This window comes from Sphingopyxis sp. BSN-002 (assembly GCF_022024275.1).
In the GTDB taxonomy this organism is placed as follows: Bacteria; Pseudomonadota; Alphaproteobacteria; order Sphingomonadales; family Sphingomonadaceae; genus Sphingopyxis.
The window spans coordinates 1,515,187-1,531,078 of the sequence record NZ_CP091804.1 but is presented as its reverse complement, the minus strand read 5'-3'; the positions used below and the strand labels follow the sequence as shown (position 1 = coordinate 1,531,078).

Annotated in this window: 15 protein-coding genes; 8 read left to right on the top strand and 7 right to left on the bottom strand. The window is 66.8% G+C overall.

The window, feature by feature from the left end:
• The first annotated feature begins 84 nt into the window (after window positions 1-84).
• The 6 genes from L7H23_RS07585 to L7H23_RS07560 all read left to right on the top strand — a co-directional run bounded on the left by L7H23_RS07585 (window position 85) and on the right by L7H23_RS07560 (window position 7,175).
• On the top strand, window positions 85-1,110 hold the full coding sequence (locus tag L7H23_RS07585) for a COX15/CtaA family protein (RefSeq protein ID WP_237838735.1): 1,026 nt from the start codon (window positions 85-87) through the stop codon (window positions 1,108-1,110).
• Entirely contained in the window at window positions 1,107-1,874 is a 768-nt protein-coding gene (locus L7H23_RS07580; protein WP_237838734.1) for a hypothetical protein, read from the top strand. Before L7H23_RS07585 ends, L7H23_RS07580 begins: the two co-directional genes overlap by 4 nt.
• 177 nt (window positions 1,875-2,051) lie before the next feature.
• On the top strand, window positions 2,052-2,531 hold the full coding sequence (gene rplM, locus L7H23_RS07575) for a 50S ribosomal protein L13 (protein ID WP_058455565.1): 480 nt from the start codon (window positions 2,052-2,054) through the stop codon (window positions 2,529-2,531).
• On the top strand, window positions 2,531-3,028 hold the full coding sequence (gene rpsI / locus L7H23_RS07570) for a 30S ribosomal protein S9 (RefSeq protein WP_237838733.1): 498 nt from the start codon (window positions 2,531-2,533) through the stop codon (window positions 3,026-3,028). The genes rplM and rpsI overlap by 1 nt, the downstream gene beginning before the upstream one ends.
• A gap of 254 nt (window positions 3,029-3,282) precedes the next feature.
• Window positions 3,283-6,777 (top strand): autotransporter domain-containing protein, encoded by a 3,495-nt coding sequence (locus L7H23_RS07565; RefSeq protein ID WP_237838732.1) that lies wholly within the window; start codon window positions 3,283-3,285, stop codon window positions 6,775-6,777.
• Between the two features lie 92 nt (window positions 6,778-6,869).
• Complete coding sequence (locus L7H23_RS07560; RefSeq protein WP_237838731.1) at window positions 6,870-7,175, top strand: hypothetical protein; 306 nt, start codon at window positions 6,870-6,872, stop codon at window positions 7,173-7,175.
• Here the strand turns inward: L7H23_RS07560 and L7H23_RS07555 are convergent.
• Genes L7H23_RS07555 through L7H23_RS07540 form a run of 4 tightly spaced genes read right to left on the bottom strand, consistent with a single transcriptional unit; the run spans window position 7,172 to window position 11,032 of the window.
• A complete protein-coding gene (locus L7H23_RS07555) occupies window positions 7,172-8,215 on the bottom strand; it encodes an ecdysteroid 22-kinase family protein (protein ID WP_237838730.1) in 1,044 nt (347 codons plus the stop codon). The genes L7H23_RS07560 and L7H23_RS07555 overlap by 4 nt on opposite strands.
• The gene (locus tag L7H23_RS07550) at window positions 8,212-9,303 is read right to left on the bottom strand and encodes a hypothetical protein (RefSeq protein ID WP_237838729.1); all 1,092 of its coding nucleotides are present in this window, start codon (window positions 9,301-9,303) and stop codon (window positions 8,212-8,214) included. The genes L7H23_RS07555 and L7H23_RS07550 overlap by 4 nt, the downstream gene beginning before the upstream one ends.
• Window positions 9,304-9,353: 50 nt before the next feature.
• Complete coding sequence (locus tag L7H23_RS07545) at window positions 9,354-10,202, bottom strand: metallophosphoesterase (RefSeq protein ID WP_237839161.1); 849 nt, start codon at window positions 10,200-10,202, stop codon at window positions 9,354-9,356.
• Window positions 10,202-11,032, bottom strand: coding sequence for a diacylglycerol kinase family protein (locus L7H23_RS07540; protein ID WP_237838728.1), 831 nt, complete (start codon window positions 11,030-11,032; stop codon window positions 10,202-10,204). The genes L7H23_RS07545 and L7H23_RS07540 overlap by 1 nt, the downstream gene beginning before the upstream one ends.
• Before the next feature lie 104 nt (window positions 11,033-11,136).
• Here L7H23_RS07540 and L7H23_RS07535 point away from each other — a divergent pair, with 104 nt between their 5' ends.
• Both L7H23_RS07535 and L7H23_RS07530 read left to right on the top strand, forming a co-directional pair.
• A complete protein-coding gene (locus L7H23_RS07535) occupies window positions 11,137-12,063 on the top strand; it encodes an alpha/beta hydrolase (protein WP_237838727.1) in 927 nt (308 codons plus the stop codon).
• Window positions 12,060-12,839 carry a nucleotidyltransferase family protein gene (locus L7H23_RS07530; protein WP_237838726.1) on the top strand — a complete coding sequence of 260 codons (780 nt, stop codon included), beginning with the start codon at window positions 12,060-12,062 and terminating at the stop codon, window positions 12,837-12,839. Before L7H23_RS07535 ends, L7H23_RS07530 begins: the two co-directional genes overlap by 4 nt.
• On the opposite strand, the gene L7H23_RS07525 is transcribed toward L7H23_RS07530, so the two are convergent.
• The 3 genes from L7H23_RS07525 to L7H23_RS07515 form a co-directional block, all read right to left on the bottom strand.
• Entirely contained in the window at window positions 12,818-13,507 is a 690-nt protein-coding gene (locus tag L7H23_RS07525) for a nucleoside triphosphate hydrolase (protein ID WP_237838725.1), read from the bottom strand. The two genes, L7H23_RS07530 and L7H23_RS07525, sit on opposite strands and share 22 nt — an antisense overlap.
• 4 nt (window positions 13,508-13,511) lie before the next feature.
• The gene (locus tag L7H23_RS07520) at window positions 13,512-14,252 is read right to left on the bottom strand and encodes an isoprenylcysteine carboxylmethyltransferase family protein (RefSeq protein ID WP_237838724.1); all 741 of its coding nucleotides are present in this window, start codon (window positions 14,250-14,252) and stop codon (window positions 13,512-13,514) included.
• A gap of 82 nt (window positions 14,253-14,334) precedes the next feature.
• The gene (locus L7H23_RS07515; RefSeq protein WP_237838723.1) at window positions 14,335-15,864 is read right to left on the bottom strand and encodes an oligosaccharide flippase family protein; all 1,530 of its coding nucleotides are present in this window, start codon (window positions 15,862-15,864) and stop codon (window positions 14,335-14,337) included.
• Window positions 15,865-15,892 lie beyond the last annotated feature (28 nt).

Sequence of the window (15,892 nt, the reverse complement as noted above, 5' to 3'; positions counted from 1 at the left end):
GTCGCCACCATGAAATTCGGGGACGCTGCGCGGCGCCCCAGCAAGCTCTTGCCTATCGCCGGGCAAGCGCCGATAGGGCGGGCGATGACGAAAGCTTCCAATCCCCGTCCCGCCGCGCTTGCCCGCTGGCTGTGGGCGGTCGCGCTGCTGGTGATCGGCGTGGTCGCCGTCGGCGGCATTACCCGCCTGACCGAGTCGGGCCTGTCGATCACCGAGTGGAAGCCGGTGTCGGGCGTCCTGCCGCCGCTGACCGAGGCCGGATGGCAGGCCGAGTTCGAGAAGTACAAGCAGATCCCCGAATATAAGGCGATCAACCTCGGCATGACGCTCGACGGATTCAAGGCCATCTTCTTCTGGGAGTGGCTGCACCGGATCCTCGGCCGCCTCGTCGGTATGGCGCTGCTCGTGCCGCTCGCCTGGTTCGCCTGGCGACGCGCGGTGCCGAAGGGCTATGGCTGGCGGTTGTTCGCGCTCGCCGCGCTTGTGGGGCTGCAGGGCGCGATCGGGTGGTGGATGGTCGCATCGGGACTGGAATATCGCACCGATGTCAGTCACTTCCGGCTTGCGACGCACCTTCTGACGGCATTGTTCCTGCTCGCGGGGCTTGTCTGGACGGCGCGCGACCTGTCGTTGCTCGCGCGGGATCCCGCGGCAAGGCCGGCGCGGCTGACCGGAACCGCGGCGCTGGTCATCGCGATCCTGTTCGTCCAGCTGCTCCTCGGCGCGTGGGTCGCGGGGCTCAACGCCGGCTATGTCGCGAGCACTTGGCCCTTGATGAACGATCATTTCGTCCCCGAAGGCATCGACTGGTCGGGCGGGGCCTGGATGGCGATCACCAATGATCCTTTCCTGATCCACTTCCTGCATCGCTGGTGGTCGTGGATGGCGGCGCTGGCGCTGGTGCTGCTTGCGCGCACGCTCGGGCGTCGCGGGGCGCGGACCGAAGCGACGTTCCTTCTGCTGGTGGTGGCCGCGCAGATGACGCTCGGCATCCTGACCGTCGTTACCGGCGTGTCGATGTGGATCGCGGTGCTCCATCAGGTGACGGGCGCCGTTCTTGTCGCCGTCGTGGCAGCATCGCTGCACCGTCTGGGGCGCTTGCCGGCATGATCGTGGCGGCGTTGCTGCTGCTCGCGGCAGAACCCGCCGTTGCCATTCCCGCGCCCTCGACAATATTTCCCGCGCCGGTGCAGTTCGCACCGCCGCTTGGCCAGCCGATGACCTATCGCGTCACGACGCGGCGCCTTGCCCGCGACGGCTCGATGACGAATTATTCGATCGTCTATGCACTGCGGTGGGAGCGCGTCGGGCGCGGCGTGCAGCTGGTCGCAACGTTACAGCGTGTCGAATCGGATGCCCGGCCCGAGCTTGCGGGGATGGTAGCCAGGCTGCTTCAGCCGCTGGTCGGGCAGGACATGACCTATCTGGTCGCTCCCGACGGAGGCCGGATCGATCTCGTCGATCCAGAGGGGCTGTGGCAGCGCGTTCTGGGGACAACGCAGGACTTGGGCGCGGCTTCGGGGCAGGCGGAGGCGCGTCAGATGGCGGCGATCCTCGCCGGGCTTTCCGCCGCCGAACGTGACAGGCTCGCGACCTCGGACATTCGCGCCCTTGTGGCGGGGGCCAATCCGATCCCGCCCGCAGGCGAGGGCGTGACGATCGCGCAGGACGGGGGCATCAGGACGGTCATCAGGCGCGAACGGGCCGAGACGCCCGATGCGAAGCCGCTGGAGATCGAGCTCGGCTGGCGGATCGATACCGCGACGGGGCTGGTGGTCGAGGAGCGGCGCCGGAGCTGGACCGATGATGCGGCCGCCGGACGAAAGCTGGTCGAGGAACGTATTCGCGCGCTCGAACCGCTTCCCCGAAACTGAAAGGTATCATGATACCCGTCAGGAAAGCCGCCCTGCAGTTGACTTTCTGGATAAGTTTCGCCATTGGCCCGCTCCGAAGCGCCGCTTCGTCCGTTCGGGACTGGCGGCGCGGTTTGTTTCGGGGCGGCCGGCAATAAGGCCGGGGCGCTCCGGTCCATATCTGTCAAGGAGCGTGCCATGAAGGCGCTGACCAAGACGACCGCCTCGGCGAACGCCGGTACGGTCGAAAAGAAATGGGTGCTGATCGACGCCGACGGTCTCGTCGTGGGCCGCGTCGCTTCGATCATCGCCAACATCCTGCGCGGCAAGCACAAGCCGTCGTTCACCCCGCACGTCGATTGCGGTGACAATGTCATCGTCATCAACGCCGAGAAGGTGGCGTTCACCGGCAAGAAGCTGCAGGACAAGCGGTACTACAAGCACACCGGCTATGCTGGCGGCATCAAGGAAACCAGCCCCCAGAAGGTTCTGGAAGGCCGTTTCCCCGAGCGCGTGCTCGAAAAGGCCGTCGAACGCATGATCCCGCGCGGCCCGCTTGGCCGCCAGCAGATGCGCAACCTGCGCATCTTCGCGGGCACCGAACATCCGCACGAAGGGCAGAGCCCCGAAGTGATCGACGTCGCGTCGATGAACCGCAAGAACAAGGTGGGTGCATAATGGCTGACGAACAGACCATGACCGATCTCAAGGATCTCGCCGGCGCCGTCGAAGGCACCGTCGCTCCGGCAACGCCGACCGCGCCGCTGCGCGAGAAGGTCGTCGACAAGCAGGGCCGCGCCTATGCGACCGGCCGCCGCAAGGACGCCGTCGCCCGCGTGTGGGTCAAGCCCGGCACGGGCAAGATCACCGTCAACGGCCGCGACCAGGAAGTCTATTTCGCACGTCCGACGCTGCGTCTCGTCATCAACCAGCCGTTCGGCCTGACCGATCGCACGGGTCAGTATGACGTGATTGCGACCGTCAAGGGCGGCGGCCTGTCGGGCCAGGCCGGAGCGGTTCTGCACGGCATCGCACAGGCGCTGACCCGCTTCGAACCGGCGCTGCGTAGCCCGGTCAAGGCGGCTGGCTTCCTGACCCGCGACAGCCGCGCGGTCGAGCGCAAGAAGTACGGCAAGGCCAAGGCCCGCCGCAGCTTCCAGTTCTCGAAGCGCTAAGTTTCTTCCGCCGACGGGCGGAGAAAGGAAGGGCGGTCCGGCGACGGGCCGCCCTTTTTCGTGCGTATGACAGCGCTGGAATCGGCTCGTCGCAAAGGGGTTAACGACCTCTAACCATATATTGTGTAATTTTTACGTACGGTTAAGCTGCTCCCATGTCGCCGAGTCCCCGACCCGGACGAGGCGTCACCAAACTACGGGGGTAGTATATGAATAAGTTTGATTTTTCGCGGCGCATGCGCCGCGGAGGCCTAATGGCGTCGGTGTGCGTTGCGGGCCTGATGCAGGCTGCGCCTGCCTTTGCCCAAGATAGCGGCATCGCGCCGGTGACCCGCGACGACATCATCGCCAGCATCCAGCCGGAGGCGCAGAGCGGCGCCGGCTATATCACTGCCACCGATCCCGAGCCGCAAGCACGGCTTCTCCCGACCGGTCCGGGCGCCACGATCATCAAGGTCGATCCCGAACCCGAAATCCTGATCGCCAATCCGGGTACGCCGACGACGGCGCGCGATCCGAACAACATCACCGGCATCGGCCAGATGATCGTCGATGCGGGCGGCGGGTTCATCGGACTCTGCACCGCGACGCTGATCAACCCGCGCACCGTGATCTTTGCTGCGCACTGCGTGAACGACGCCGCCGCGACGAACTATGGCGCCAATTCGGGCGGACAGGCGATCGGCTTCGGTTTCGAAACCAACACCCGTGCCAATGCGCCGGGCCAGACCGACGAGCTGGTTCGCTGGCTGCTGGGCGGTGCCGGCGGCGCGGGCAAGTATCAGACGAACCTCGCGCAGTCCTTCTACAACTCGAATTGGGTCAACTATAACCCGCTCTCGCTCGAGCCTGAGGCCAACGGCTTCCTCTATGGCGACGTCGCGATGGCCTCGCTCGACACGCCGGCTGCCAATATCCCCACCTGGGCGCTGCTCTTCTCGCCGCTCGCCGACCCTGGCACGATCGGTGCCGCGGGTACCGGCTATAATGTCGGGATCGTGGGTTACGGCAACAACGGCACGGGCACCTCGGGCGCAGCGGGCAGCGATTTCCGCCGCCGCGCGGCCGAGAATATCCTTGGCGCGCTCACCGATCTCGAGACGTTCGAAGGTTTCCTGTTCGGCGGGGCGCCGAACGGGCTGCAGCAGAATCTCTATTTCCTCGACTTTGATGATCCGCGCCGCGGTCTCAGCGGCGCCAGCCCGTTCGACTTCAATGCTTTCCGCGACAATGCGCGTGCGAACCCCAATGGCGATTCGCTGGAAGGCATCACGTCGCAGGGTGACTCGGGCGGTCCGCTGATCCTGCAGAACTTCTCGAAGCAGGTCGTGATCGGCGTGCTGTCGGGGGGCTATACGCGCTTCTTCAACGGGCAACCCGCGAACGGCTATGGCACCGTGTCCTTCTATCAGCCGCTCTATCTCTATTGGGACTGGATCGCGGCGAACAACCCCTACCACTATGTCTCGGCCAAGGCAGGCAACGGGGCGTGGACCGACCCCAACCACTGGGTGACGACGCTTGACCCGTCGTACATGATCCTGTCGGGCGGGCAGCCGGTGAACGGCCTGCCGACCGTGACGGGCGAGCAAAGCACCGGCACCGACGGCGATTTCGGCCAGATCTGTTTCCAGAGCGGCGGCGTCAGCGATTGTTACGACACCGCAACGGGCGTCGAAACCGTCGAGGCACGGCCGATCGGCACCTCGGGCAACAATGCCGGAACGGCTTCGGCCGACGAGATCGCGGCGGGCACGACCGCGACGCGCGAAGCGCTGCTTCCCGGGGTGGAACCCGAGGCACAGGCTGCAGCGCAGCCGGCTCCGGCCGCGACGCTCACCAACGGTCTGCCGGGGGCGAGCAATTTCGTCCCGAATAACGCCGATCCGGTCCGCACCGCGGGTACGGCTCCGCGCTACTTCGACGTGACGCTGACCGCGAGCGGCCTTACCACCCTGTCGGGCGCGAACATCACGATCGACCGCCTGACCATCGGCACGGCGGGAGCGGGGCTGCAGATCGACTCGGGCGCTTCGCTCAGTTCGCTGATCAACGTGAACCAGCTTGCGGGCATGGTTGCGGTCAACGGCACGCTGTCGTCGGTCGGCGACTACAGCCTGATGGGCGGCGCGCTGATGGGAAGCGGCCGGGTCAACGCGCCCTTCCTGACCAGCGTCCTCGGCCAGATCGCGCCGGGTACGGGGTCGACGATCGGCACGCTGACGATCGGCGGCAACCTTGTGCTGTCGTCGGGCAGCGGCCTGTTCATCAACTTCGGTCCGAACGGAACGTCGGACGTGCTTGCGGTGGTCGCCAACGGCACGTCGACCGGCACGGCAAACCTCGGCGGCGCGGTGAATTTCACCCCGGCGGCGGGTTATGTTGTCAAGGCAGGCGACAAATATACGTTCCTGACCGCGGCGGGGGGCGTCACGGGGACATTCGCGACGCCCACCTCGATGTCGGCCATCCTGACGCCGAAGCTGACCTACACCACCAACGCGGTGTCGGTGGAGATCCAGGCCGGGCTCTACGCCAATGTCGTGTCGCCGACCTCGTCGGTCCAGAACCCCTATGCCCAGCTTCTCGACCAGTCGCGCGGCAATGCGGGACTGACGGGTATCTACAGCCTTCTCGACATGCAGAATGCGGCGACGATCCAGTCGACTCTCGAAAGCTGGGCGCCGCGTACGGAAACGCTGCGCGGTTCGCTCGGAACGACCGCGGCCGACAATATGTCGCGCTTCTATCGTGACCGCCTTGCGAGCATCGATCCCGGCGACATGGGCGGCAAGCTTGCGATGATCGGCCGCCCTGTCCAGCTCGCCGCGCTCAACATGAACGCGATGGGGATGGACCAGACGCGGACCGATGCCGGCGGCGAAGTCACCGTGCAGGAAGGCCGTCTGCCCGAGAATGTCAGCGGCTTCCTTGCCGGCGGCTATCTCGACGGTGACAGCCGTCCGATGGCGACCGCGACGCCGTTCGGCGGGCGCGACCAGTTCGACGGCTTCTACATCGCCGGCGGTCTGGAAACCGCGCTCAACGACAGCAGCGTAATCGGCCTGTCGCTGAGCTACACCGACATCGACGGCGATGCCGCGGTGGCGGGGCAGACCGCGAGCGGCAAGCTGATCCAGGGCACGCTCTATGGCAAGACGCTGCTCGGAGGCGGCATCGAGCTGGCGACGCAGGTCAGCGCGGGTTCGTTCGATTCGAAGACGACCCGGGTCGTCGGGCTCGTCGGGACGCCGTTCACGCTTACCGGCAAGGACAATTCGCTGGTGTTCACCGGCGAAGTCACGCTCGGCAAGGACTTCGATCTCGGCTCGGTCGAGCTGGGGCCGCGTGCAGGCCTGCGGGCAAGCCATATCGGCTTCTCCGACATCAAGGAGAATGGTGGCGGTCCGGCGCTGCGAATCGACCGCGACAGCTTCAACAGCGTGCAGGGCCGTCTGGGTCTGCAGCTGTCGGGCAAGTCGGGCGCGAGCTTCAAGCCCAACCTGCGTGCCGACTATGTCCATGAGTTCATGGATGCGCCGGCGTCCTTCGGTGCGACCTTCGTGGGCGGTCCCGGACCGAACGCGATCTTCGGCCTGACCGGCGGCGACAAGGACTGGTTCGAAGTCGGCGGCGGCGTCACCGTCACCACCGGCAATGTCGACCTGTCGATCGGCGCCGAAACGACGATCGGTCGCAAGGATGTGTCGTACCAGAGCTATCGCGGCACGGTGACCTTCCACTTCTGATCGCGATTACACGCATGACAGAGGGCGGCCCGGCGACGGGCCGCCCTTTTGCGTCCATTGAAGCCCCGCGCCGGGCGAGCTAGATTGGCGTCATGGTTTTCGATCTCAGACGCGCTCTCCTCAGCAAGGAGGAGAAGGATTCGGCCCGGCTGATGGACTTCGAATTCCGCCAGCGCGCGCGCAGCTTTCGTCTGATCGCCGAAGCGTTGGGCATGGACAGCGCCGTGCTGGTGCGGGAGATTGCGCTGCACGATGACCGGGCGATCCTAGACGGTCTTGCGAATGATCTGCCGAAGTCGCGCGAAGAGCTTGGCGAGCTCTATGCCAAGTGCCGCGCGCAGGCCTATCGGCAGCTCGTCGCCGAGATCGGCGACCCGACGCCGCACCGGCTGGGCTAGAGCAGGTCGAGGCTCCCGAGCGCGAGCGCCTGCCGTGCAGGGCGTTCGGCCATCACGGCGAACATCTCGTCGCCGCGTTCGGTTCGCTCGACGCTCATCGAGGCGAAGACCGCCATGAAATAGCCGCTGAGCGCGCCGACGCGATAGTCGATCCACAGGGCCTCGGGGTCGGGGTCGATGCCGCGCTGACGCAGCGCCGCAATCCAGTGATCGAAGGCGGGGCGATCGGCCGCGGCGCGCTCGAACGGGTCGGCGATGCTCGTGCCGACCAGGTAGGCGAGATCGGTCGCGCCGCTGCCGCGCCCGAGCGTCTGCCAGTCGACGAGCCAGCAGCGGTTCCCGTCGGGCGCGAAGAGAATATTGTCGATGCGCAGGTCGCCGTGGACGATCGTCCGCGCCGCGGTCTGGCGGGTGAGATAGGCGTCGAGGCGCTCGATAATCCCGGCGCCGAGGTCGAGCGCCTCGGGTTCGAGCCGCGTCGCATAACGTTCGCGAAAGCCGGCGTAGAGTTGCGGGAACATCGCGCGGATGACATCGCCATTGTCGCGGGCAAGCCAGGGCAGGGCGTCGAGCTTTGGGTCATTCCAGAGCAGCGCGTGCAGTCCCGCCGCAGCGTCGATGCAGGGAACGAGACCGGCGAGGCCGAGGCCGGCGAGCTGGTCGCCCTGCCGCGCGGGGGCGAGGTCGGAGAGAATCAGGACGAAGTCGACGTCGTCGTCCGCGATCTCGGCGTGGTGGCAGACGGGCGCCGCGACCCCGCTGCTGCCTGCAAGTTCGCGGTACCAGCTCACTTCCTTGACATAGGTGCCGGTGATCTTGGCGATCGTGCGGCTGGCTTCGTCATGGCTCGGGCATTTGGCGACGACAGTCGCGGGCGCATCGACCTCGCCCGCCCAGTCGAGCGTCAGGCGAAAGCTGTCGCACATCTGGCCGGTGCCGACCTTGCTCACGGTGAAGCCGCGGAGCGCTTCGGCATCCTGACCCAGCTTGCCGGCGAGCCAGGCGGTCGACATCGCTCCGGGCGCGGTGGGAAAGCTCAAGATGCGGGATCCATCAGGCCGGTCAGGCCGGTGGGCCCATGCGGGCCGACGAACAATTGTTCGAGCACGCCCACCCCGCGATGCGTGCTGCCGCCGTCGCTCAGTTCTGCGGTCACCAGCGCCTGGATATGCATCGCGAGCGGATTGCCCCAGCCGCGTTCGGCCTCGGCCATGCTGTCGCACGCGACGGCAAGCTCGGGGCCATGGTCAAGGCCGTGACCCCAGAGCGGATGCGTATAACCGAGCCCGCTCATCGCGAAGACGGGGCCGGTCGGAGTGAGCGTCAGCGACCTGTCGCTGCCGAGGTTGGCGGTCATCGTCGCGATACGGCGCGATCCCGGCTGCCATGCGGCGCCGAAGGTCGCGGCGTCGAAATGCTGTTCGGTCCCGCCATCGCCGACGATCACCGCGCGGCGGTTCCACGGGTTTCCGGCGCCGTCGTCGTTGCTGTGGAAGAAGAGCGAGCGGTCGCCGAAATTGCATGGGGTCCAGAGCCAGAAGAACTGGTTGAAATTGCCCTCGGGCGGCGGCTGCGGTTCGCTCGCGCCGACGGGGCGGACGCCCCAGCTGCGGTCGCGCGTTCCGGTCCAGCTTGCGTCGGCATCGACACGCTGACCATCGACCGCGAGCCAGCCCGACCAGCGCCCGTTCTGCGTCATGCGGGTATAGTCCATGAACAGGCGCGTGCCGTTGCGGCGAATGAAGCGCGGTTCCTCGATCGGGAAATGGCGGCCGATGAAGGTCAGCTCGGCGGCGAGCGGCCCGTCGTTCGGCGCGATGCGGAGCGTGACGACTTCCAGCGGCGCATCGATGCTCACCGCAATCGGACCGACCGACAGATCGAGCCGCTCGCCGCCCGATCGGCGGCTGGCGCGCAGGTTATGCTGCACGCCATCGATGATCACACAGAAGCTGGCGTCGACGATGCCGAGCTGCGGATAGAAGCCCATCGCCGCGGCAAAAAACACCGATCCGTCGGGGCTGTAGCCGTTGAAGAAATAGCGGTCATAGAAGTTGCGGTCGGTCCCCGCGAACGCAATCGGTTCGCTGGTCTGATGCAACGGATAGTCGTCGCCTTTGGTCAGCATCGCTCTCTCATCCCGTTTTTTGTTGCAACCTAACGGGATGGACGCGCGCGTCAATGCACTGGCGGATCGATCGGCGGCACCGCGCCGACGGGCGCGACCGGCTCGTCCGGTGCGCGCGGCGGCAGCGCGTCGGGCGGCACGTCATCGATCTGCATGTCCGGGGTCGGGACATGCTCGAGATTGCGGACGCGGACGTCGATCTTGCTGCCCTCGATCGTCAGCTCGTTGAAGCTTGGCGGGGTCGAACGGATGCGCTGTGACAACGTGCCTGCGCCGATCATCCGGACTGGACCGGCCGTCGTATCCTTCACAAGGTCGAAGGGATCGTGGACGTGGCCGGTGAGTACTGCCGTGACACCACGTCGCGCCAGTTCGGCAAGCGCTCGCTCGCCGCCGCGGGTCAGCGCGCGGCCTTTCGTGCCGGCCTCGACCAAAGGATGGTGCGCGGTGACGAGCGCAGCCGTGCCCGCAGGCAGGGCATCGATGGCAGCGAGCGTCTTTTCGAGCGCGCCCGGCGTCACCCAGCCCTTCGACCAGTCGAGCCGCCACTGCGCGCGCGCCGTCGTCTTCAGCGGCACGACGGCGACCCCGGCAAGATCGAGTTCGCGCTCGACGAGGCGCTCGATCCCGCGGATGCGCGCATAGGGCCGGAAGAAGCGCGCGAACGGATTGAAATAGGGAAGGTCGTGATTGCCCACCTCGACTGTCACCGGGACGTCGAGTGCGCCGATCCATTCGCACGCGGCGGCGAACTCATGGCTCCGCGCACGCATCGTCAGGTCGCCGGTGATCAGCACCGCGGCGGGGCTTTCGACGCGGATGCATTCGGCGAACCAGTCGAGCGCGCGGCGATCCTCCAGCCCGAAATGCAAATCGCTGATGTGGAAGAGGCGCATCATCATGCGGTGGCGATGAAATCGACCGCGCTCGTCCCGAGGCCGAAGCGCGCCGGCGATCCGGTTTCGGCGAGTTCGCCGTCATATTCGAGGCTGATCGGCGCATCGCTTTCGAGGATGATGGTCTCGCCCTGCGCGATCTCCTCGCTCGGCCCGTCGCGGAAGTCTCCGCCGAGCCAGGCGAGCCCGTGGCGCAGGACGTCGATCGTGCCCTCGGTAAGGATTCCGTCTGCGCGCACGCCCGCCTCGGTGGGGGTCAAGATCACTGCGGGATAGGCCTTTTCCCGTGCGGCGACGCGCACGCCCGGCGCGTTCATCATCGCCTCAAGCGCGTCGGGCGCGACGAGGCCGGCTTCGAGCAGTCCTTGCTGGCGCATCGTTTCGCGCACCTCGGCCCACTGCGTCGCGGGGCCGGCAACGATGGTGATGAACGCCTCGCCGCCCGCCGAACGGATCGTCGGGATCGGCCGGCGCGATCCCTTGCCTGCGAGGGCATCGATCAGGATGTCGGGCGCCGGCCGGTCGCCGTGGAGCGCTTTCGATAACAGGTTCAGCGTGCCGCCCGGCAATGGGAGGATTGCGCCATCCCACCCCGCGGCCGACCGCGCGGCGGCGTTGATCGTTCCGTCGCCGGTCCAGACCAGCAGCAGATCGATGTCGCGTTCGCGGAGGTCCGCCGCGTCGGGTATCTCCCCTTCGGGTAACTCGAAGGTTGCGGCGAGCGGCGTGCCGGCATCGCGGCACGCCGCCTCGATCGCCGCCCGGACGGCGGGATCGTGGCTGCCGCTCCGGACGTTGCAGAGAAGGGCGGGGCGGGCAAAGGCGCTGGTCATCGGCTGTCCTACGCATGAGCGGCGAAAAGGTGGCGCTTGTTCGCTGCCGCGCCGCCCTGTAGGGCGCGGAACCTGTGAAGGACCGCGAAGCCAAAGGACGGCGTTTGATCAAATTCCTCATCGTGGCGGTGATCCTGCTGCTGCTCTTCGGCGGCGGCGCGAAGATGGTCGTTTCGGGTGGCGCCAGGTCGCTCGATATGGCGGACAAGCTGCTCGGTTCCGACGGCGGGGCGCGGTTGCTGATCGGCGATCAGCCTTATGGCAACGGCCCGCGCCAGACGCTCGACATCTGGGTTCCCGAAAATGCGCAGGCCAGCGACAAGCTGCCGGTGATCGTCTTCTTCTATGGCGGCGGCTGGGACAGCGGCGCGCGCGAGAATTATGGCTTTGCCGGGCGTGCCCTGGCGCAAAAGGGCTTCGTCGTCGTCATTCCCGATTACCGGCTGGTTCCGAAGGCGCATTGGCCCGATTTCCTTGAGGACAGCGCGAAGGCGGTCGCTTGGACGCACCTGCATATCGGCGGCCTTGCGGGTGACCCTGATCGCATCGCGCTGATGGGGCATTCGGCGGGCGCCTATAATGCCGTGATGCTGGCGCTCGACCCGACCTGGCTGCGGGGCGCGCGGAGCGATCCGTCGATCATCCGCGGGGTCGCGGGTCTCGCCGGCCCCTATGACTTCCTGCCGATGGAAAAGGGCGGCAGCGCCGACAAGGCGATGGGCAAGGTAAAGCCGGCGGAAAGGACGCAGCCGATCGCCTATGCGCGTGGCGATGCGCCGCCGCTGTGGCTCGCGACGGGAGACGAGGATACGACGGCACGGCCACGCAACAGCCAGAATCTCGCGGCCGCGATCGAGAAAGCGGGCGGCTCGGCGGCGCTGCGCATCTATCCGGACATGGGACATACCGGCATCGTGATGGCGCTCGCCGGACCCTTCCGCTCGAAAGGGCCGGTACTCGACGAGGCGACCGATTTCCTGCGCGGGGTCACCGGACGCCGGATCGCTCGCGCCGAAGAGGCGGCGCAATGAGCATAGCGGCAATCGTCATGGCGGGTAGCCGCCCCGGCCCTGACCCGCTGCTCGACGGCACCGGGGTTTCGACGAAGGCGTTGCTGCCGATCGCGGGGCGGCCGATGCTCGCTCATGTCGTGCGTGCGCTGCGGGCTTCGCCGCGCGTCGGGCCGATTACCATATTGGCGCAGAACAGTGCCGAGCTGGCGGTCGAACCGTCATTGGCGGGAATCGCCGGTCTGCACTTCGCGGACTCGGGGCAGGGGATCAGCAGTTCGCTCGCCGCTGCACTTCCCGAAGGCGACGCGCCCATCCTCGTGACGACCGCCGACAATGTGCTGTTGACGCCGTCGATGATCGCGGAATTCCTGACCGACGCCGAAGAGAGCGACGTTGCGGTCGCGATGGTCGAGAAGGATGTGCTGCTCGCGCGCTATCCGGAATCAAAGCGCACATGGCTCAAATTCCGCGGTGGCTGGTGGTCGGGGGCGAACATGTTCCGTTTGCGCGGGCGCCGCGTGCTGCCCCTGCTCGACTTCTGGGGCCGCATCGAGCGCGACCGCAAGAAGGGGCTGAAGATCATCGCGGCGTTCGGGCCGTGGCTGCTGCTCGGCGCGCTGCTGCGCCTGTTCACGATCCAGCAGGGTATCGCGCGCGCGGGGTTGCGCTTCGGGCTGAAGGCGAAGGTGGTGTCGATGTCCGAACCCGAAGCGTGCATCGACGCCGACAAGCCCGTCGATATCGTGCTGATCGAGAAAATCTTCGCTGCGCGTCAGGCTGACGCCAGCGCCTGATCGACGGCGGCGATCGCCAGCGCCAGTTCTTCCTCATAGGGGATCGTCGCGTCGATATCGACGATCGGCGCGCCGTTGAAGGTGAGCTGCGGCACGGTTTCGACCTTGCGCGTGATCAGCGCGCGGTCGTGGTCGGGCTTGCGCGCCATCACCGTGTCGACATCGACATGCAGGCGGATCACCAGCGTCGGGACATAAGCCGCCATCTCGGCGTAGAGCGCGCGCTCTTCGGCCTGCATCGCGGCGAGGCGCGCGTTCGTGGCGCGGCCGGCGAGGATCGCGCCGTCGTGGAGGCCGGGCACCTCGATCTGCGGATAGCGGTCGGTGACGATGGTGATGCCGGCGCGGCGCGCGCCCAGCAGGCTTTCGAACTTGGCGCGGCGCTTCTTCGACTTGTTCAGCGCGTAGCGCGCGGCGAGTCCGCCCGGGATCGGCTCGCCGGGTTCGCGGAGCTTGTCGGCGATGCCGTCGAGAAAGCGATGCAGCGGCGGGCCGATGATCGGCCAGCGTCCGATACGCCGCCCCTGCTCGCCAGAGCCGAGGCCGAGATAGCCGCTCTCGGCCTTGCGCGTTTGCTGCACGTGAGCGAGCAGATCCGCCGACAGGGTCGATTTGCCCGACCCGTCGCTTCCGACGACTGCGATCAGGGGAGCGAGATCGCTCCCCATTTCGTCAGCTCAGTTCCTTGAAGAAGCCGATCATCTTCAGCCCGCCGAGGATGAAGCGGACCACGACGAGCGCGCCATAGGCATAGACCCATGTCCACTGCTGCGGCGTCAGCACGTCGAAGTTGAAGTCGAGGCGCGCGAACCAGGTCAGGAACACGGTCGTTGCGAGCAGGAACAGCTTGTTCTGTTCGCGCCAGATCATGCGCTTCCACCAGAAGGGATATTTCGGCTTCACCCAGCCGTGGAGGCGGGGGAGGAGCGCGGGAACGTCCTTCGCCCATTCGGCGTGTGCGGCACCGAACTTTTCGCGCAGGAACTCTTCCTCATAGATCGAGATGCGCTCGTAGATCAGGATCGCGAGCAGGAAGACGATCGCGCCGAAGACCCAGCTGCCCGACAGCATCGCGAGGCCGGTGAAGTTCAGGATACGGCCGACATAAAGCGGGTTGCGCACCAGGCTGTACGGGCCGGTGGTGTTGAGTTCGCTCGCCTCGGCGGCGACCTTGGCGCGACCCGAGGTGCCGAGCGCGGCCCAGCCGCTCGTGAAGACGCGGACGATCGCGCCGACGCTGGCGACGCCGAGCGACAGCCAGAACCAGGCGCAGTCGCCGAAGGCGGTCTGGAACGGACCCCAGTCCTTGCTGCACCAGGCGATCAGGACCGAGATCGCGATCGTGATGTAGATATAGGTGCCGCGAATGAAGAAGAGGCGCTTGCCGCTGCGGGCGAGTTCTTGCTGATACATAGGATTCCGCCTGTTGGCCGCACGTGCGGCGAATTACGTGGCGTCTCCTCTAACCGATTTTGCGGCCAAAATAAGACCGAAGTTATACCAGCCGCAGCTTGCGCGCGGTCTTGCCCAGAGAAGCGCGGTCGGCGTGGGGCAGGGCAAAGCGCAGCGACGACCAGATCGCGGCGACCGCAATGGCGACGATCAGCGGCAGCGCGACCGCGTCGGGCAAGCGGCTGACGAGCAGGGCAAGCGCGCCCGCGGCCAGCGTGATGAGCAAACCCCGCAGCGCGACTTTGGGGAACTGGTGGTCGAACGGGTGCAGCCGTTCGTTGGCCGCGAGCTGGACCATCGGAATGCCCGCCATCACGACGAGCCCGATCGACATCGCCAGCGTGACCCCGGTCAGCTCGTTCATATGGCCGACGATCAGCCAGCCCGAGCCGAGCGCGACGATGACGCCGAGAATCGCTGCGGTAAGCTGGTGGCGGAAGGCCGCGACGACCTGCAGCACCGGCTGCGAAATGCCGAGCACCGCTTCGAGCGCGCGCGCGAAGAGAAGGATGATCACCGCACCCTGCGCTATATGCGCCTGATGGCCGAACAGCCCGAGCAGCGACGAGCTGCCCGCGGCAAGCACCGCAGCGAGCGGGAGGGCGATCGCCGCGATCAGGCGGGTGGCATAGGCATAGATGTCGGCGACCTGCGCGCGGTCCTCGCGCTCGGCGCTCGCGGCGAGCGGCGCCATCACATAGACGAAGGCGATGCGGACGAGCTGGACGACGCTCGACAGCTTGCGTGCGATCGTGAACAACGCCGACGCGCTCGCGCCCGCGGCGCCGGGCAGCAGCAGATTGAGGATCAGCGCCGGCGCATCGCCGAACAGGCGCGCGATGATATTCGACGGCAGGATCGACAGGCCCGCCCAGAAGGTATTGCGCTCGACCTCGCTGCCGCGCCCGCCGCGCCACAGATCGGCAAAGTTGTAGTAACGGGCGAGCAACCGGACGCAGAGCGCCGCGGTGATCGCGAGCGAGCAGAGATGTGCGATGAAGAGGCCCTTGAGGCCAAGGCCGCCCGCGAAGAAGAGCCCGGCGAACACCAGCCGCATGATCTGTTCCCAGACGATCCGCAGGCGAATTTCGGCCCCGAACACCATCCGCGCGCGCATCGCCGAGGTCGCCACCTCGACGAAGGCCCACAGGGGAAGCGCCCACACGAAAATCTGGATCGCCGGCACGACCAGCGGCCTGTCCTTGTCGGCGACATTGAGAAAGGGCGCGAGGTCGCTTGCGAAGATCGCGATCAGCACTGCGACCACCAGGCATGGTCCGACACCGAAGATCATCGCGGTTCGCAGGGCCGCCGCCGCCTCTTCGTCGCTCGCCGACTGCGGCACCGTGCGTTGCATCGCGCTCGTCATGCCGAGATCGAAGATATTCTCGAGCAGGTTGATGGTCGCCCAGAGCACCGCATAGAGGCCATAGCCCGCGAGCCCGAACATCAGGACATAGAGCGGCTGTGCGACGATCTCGACCACCGCGCCGAGCCGCGCGAGCACGGTCGTGCCGAGCCCCTTCGCGACGTTGCGGCTGGTGACGGCGGGCTGGGCGGTCTCTTCGCTCATGTTTCGCGCCCCTAGCGGCTTGTCGGGC

Bases quoted from the DNA above. Each gene is read 5' to 3' on its own strand.
- L7H23_RS07560 (WP_237838731.1), top strand. From the start codon at position 6,870: ATGGTTTTCGATCTCAGACGCGCTCTCCTCAGCAAGGAGGAGAAGGAT.
- L7H23_RS07525 (WP_237838725.1), bottom strand. From the start codon at position 13,507: ATGGGGAGCGATCTCGCTCCCCTGATCGCAGTCGTCGGAAGCGACGGG.
- L7H23_RS07520 (WP_237838724.1), bottom strand. From the start codon at position 14,252: ATGTATCAGCAAGAACTCGCCCGCAGCGGCAAGCGCCTCTTCTTCATT.
- L7H23_RS07540 (WP_237838728.1), bottom strand. From the start codon at position 11,032: ATGACCAGCGCCTTTGCCCGCCCCGCCCTTCTCTGCAACGTCCGGAGC.
- L7H23_RS07515 (WP_237838723.1), bottom strand. From the start codon at position 15,864: ATGAGCGAAGAGACCGCCCAGCCCGCCGTCACCAGCCGCAACGTCGCG.
- rpsI (WP_237838733.1), top strand. From the start codon at position 2,531: ATGGCTGACGAACAGACCATGACCGATCTCAAGGATCTCGCCGGCGCC.
- L7H23_RS07585 (WP_237838735.1), top strand. From the start codon at position 85: ATGACGAAAGCTTCCAATCCCCGTCCCGCCGCGCTTGCCCGCTGGCTG.
- L7H23_RS07530 (WP_237838726.1), top strand. From the start codon at position 12,060: ATGAGCATAGCGGCAATCGTCATGGCGGGTAGCCGCCCCGGCCCTGAC.
- L7H23_RS07545 (WP_237839161.1), bottom strand. From the start codon at position 10,202: ATGATGCGCCTCTTCCACATCAGCGATTTGCATTTCGGGCTGGAGGAT.
- L7H23_RS07550 (WP_237838729.1), bottom strand. From the start codon at position 9,303: ATGCTGACCAAAGGCGACGACTATCCGTTGCATCAGACCAGCGAACCG.
- L7H23_RS07580 (WP_237838734.1), top strand. From the start codon at position 1,107: ATGATCGTGGCGGCGTTGCTGCTGCTCGCGGCAGAACCCGCCGTTGCC.
- L7H23_RS07565 (WP_237838732.1), top strand. From the start codon at position 3,283: ATGGCGTCGGTGTGCGTTGCGGGCCTGATGCAGGCTGCGCCTGCCTTT.
- rplM (WP_058455565.1), top strand. From the start codon at position 2,052: ATGAAGGCGCTGACCAAGACGACCGCCTCGGCGAACGCCGGTACGGTC.